2 protein-coding genes are annotated in these 2,398 nt (G+C 59.6%); one reads left to right on the top strand and one right to left on the bottom strand.

What is annotated here, in order from left to right; all coding sequences use genetic code 11:
- Positions 1-139: 139 nt before the first annotated feature.
- Positions 140-943 (top strand): thymidylate synthase, encoded by an 804-nt coding sequence (locus IR155_RS15585; protein ID WP_267899524.1) that lies wholly within the window; start codon positions 140-142, stop codon positions 941-943.
- 10 nt (positions 944-953) lie between these two features.
- On the opposite strand, the gene IR155_RS15590 is transcribed toward IR155_RS15585, so the two are convergent.
- Entirely contained in the window at positions 954-1,955 is a 1,002-nt protein-coding gene (locus tag IR155_RS15590; RefSeq protein ID WP_164479567.1) for a nucleotide kinase domain-containing protein, read from the bottom strand.
- Between the last annotated feature and the right edge of the window lie 443 nt (positions 1,956-2,398).

Here is a 2,398-nt window from a genome sequence, read left to right on the forward strand (position 1 = left end):
AACGGGATCATCGAGCTCCACCGCCGCCTCGCCCGCGGCTACCGAAACCGGCACAACTACCGCCTCCGCATGCTCCTCGCCGCCGGCGGCCTCACCCCATGACCCCCACCGGAAGTCCGAAGAGCCCGTTTTTGCCTCGATAGCGGAGAGTATGTGGGTGATCGCGGGCCGAAACGACTTGAGCTTCCTCAGCGCTTATCTAGAGCGCGCGGTCGACTTCTCGGACGACGGCCTTACATGGCGCGCTGGGTACGGTCCGCGGCTCCGAAATTGGAACGGCGTGGATCAACTTGCGGAGATCGTAAAGATTCTCCGGGAAGAACCACTCTCACGCCGTGCCGTCGCCAGCATCTACGATCCGGATCGCGACTTCGTCGAGAGTCGAGATATCCCTTGCAACAACTGGCTTCACTTCCTCATGAGGGATGGGCGTCTCAACCTCCACGTTGCCGCCCGCAGCACCGACATATGGTGGGGATTCTCCGGCATCAACGCCTTCGAGTGGACATTACTGCTTGAAGTGATGGCGCGGTGGCTCCGATGCGCGCCTGGGCGACTGGTTTTCTTTAGCTCTTCCCTACATCTCTACGAGCGCCACTTCGACAGGGCTTCGCGTCTCTTAGCCAGTCAACCGAACCGGGCGACGTCCGGCGAGGCGGAGCAGCCGCGGTTTGATACAGACTGGGAGGACGCGCCCGCCGTGTGGGACGAGTGGATGCGTCTGGAGGTCGGCATCCGCTCTGGCCAAGACCTCTCGACGCTCGACTGCAACCTCACCGACCCGCTCCTGCTCGCCTACATTCGAATGATTGATCTATATTGGTCCGCGCAAAGGGGAGTCGAATCCGGGGTCCTAGACGAGAAGCTAGCCGCACTTGGGGACGGCAGACTTGCTGCCGCCGCGCGCGAGTATCTTGAACGGCCTCAACAGTTGCAGCACTGAGCCCGACGGCCTAAATTACTGACGCGAGCGTGCTCGAACGGCCCGACACCCGCTGGTTGATGCCCCACTTTGGCGGAAAGAATGGCGTTGCCGGAGGGCCTTGAGGTGCGAACTGCTGCTTGATTCTGTTACGGCTTCCGACTCCGCGCACATTGGGGTGCATCACTCGCGCGTACTTGTCGGTTTCGCAAAACAGATTCTGGCAGTCGATGAGTGTCAAAGCCCTGCCGAACAGGTCGTCAAACTCAATGCCTTGCTCTTCGAACTGTGCCTCTTGCGTGTCGACCATCCAGCGGATGATGTCTTCCGGAGAAACGCCATTGAGCTGCGGAAAGCACTTCGCGATTCCACTGCGTGCGCCCGGCCCAGGCACGACATAGTCGTTCTCATCAAAGTCGATCACCGAGGTGTAGTTGAGGTCGATCGCCAGCTGATAAGAGAGGAAGGGACCGAGTGAAGGAAAAGCCGAGATTGTCTCAAAGACCTCGCGAAGAGACTTAGCATGCTCGATTTGCGCGGCTACCCCGGAACCCATCATGTGCTCGGTTAACAACAGATGGTTGCGGTGCTTCCGAACCGCGCCGAACGGCGGTGGTGGAACGATGTACGCCGCAGAGTAAACTCTTTCGCCGCTAGCAATCTTTGCGTCTAGAACCTTGCTGTAGGCATTGACATCAAATGTCGATGTTGTGATCTGGCCGAATCTAGATTCCAGCGCGTCCCATGTCGATGGCTTGTTGAAGAAGCGAAATAGCAGAACGCGCAAGACGAGGTTTTCGGGGTCCTGAGGACCCTCATAGGCGATACGTATCAGATCTTGTGACACGCGGTCGGCGGCGCGGTAGGCGTTAGTGAAGCGATACTTCGAGAGGACTGCGTCATCGGTCCACGGACCAGGTTCGCCACGTAACCTCGCGTGATACACGTGCTGCCGTTCAGCCGCGAAGTGCCAGTAGGACGAAAGCACCTCTGAAACGCCGACATCACGTCGACCAACTCTCGCGCGCCGCATCAGGTCCTCCTGTCGGTGCTTACCTCCAGCTCCCACCTGTGTCTAGGTTGTCACGAGGAGGCCGGTCATGCCCGGAGACGCGCCAGCGTCGCTCGTGGTTCAGGCATGCGTTCTTCGCGCGTGAGTGGTTCGACGCCATGAGTAGGAGGCTAACGGGTCCGATCCAGAGGAACTTGAAGGCGTTCCAGACGAACAGCAGGACCAGCAGGTACAGCCAGCCGGGGCCGCCGTCGTTGATGATCGTGGTGCAGATTGAATCGGCCTGACTTTCGTTCCGTTCTTCAAGCAAGGATGGAACACGATGAACAGGAAGTATTCGCCGGAGATGCGTGAGCGGGCGTTGCGGATGCTCGCGGAGACGCGGCCGTCGCACCCGACGATGATGAGCGCGGTTAGGCATGTGGCTGGGCTGCTGGGGATGAGCCCGGAGACGTTGCGACTGT

The sequence above is a fragment of the Microbacterium paludicola genome (genome assembly GCF_015235415.1).
GTDB classification, from domain to species: domain Bacteria; phylum Actinomycetota; class Actinomycetes; order Actinomycetales; family Microbacteriaceae; genus Microbacterium; species Microbacterium paludicola.

What these genes read in the sequence shown, in the direction of transcription:
- IR155_RS15590 (WP_164479567.1), bottom strand. Translation starts at nt 1,955, where the DNA reads ATGCGGCGCGCGAGAGTTGGTCGACGTGATGTCGGCGTTTCAGAGGTG.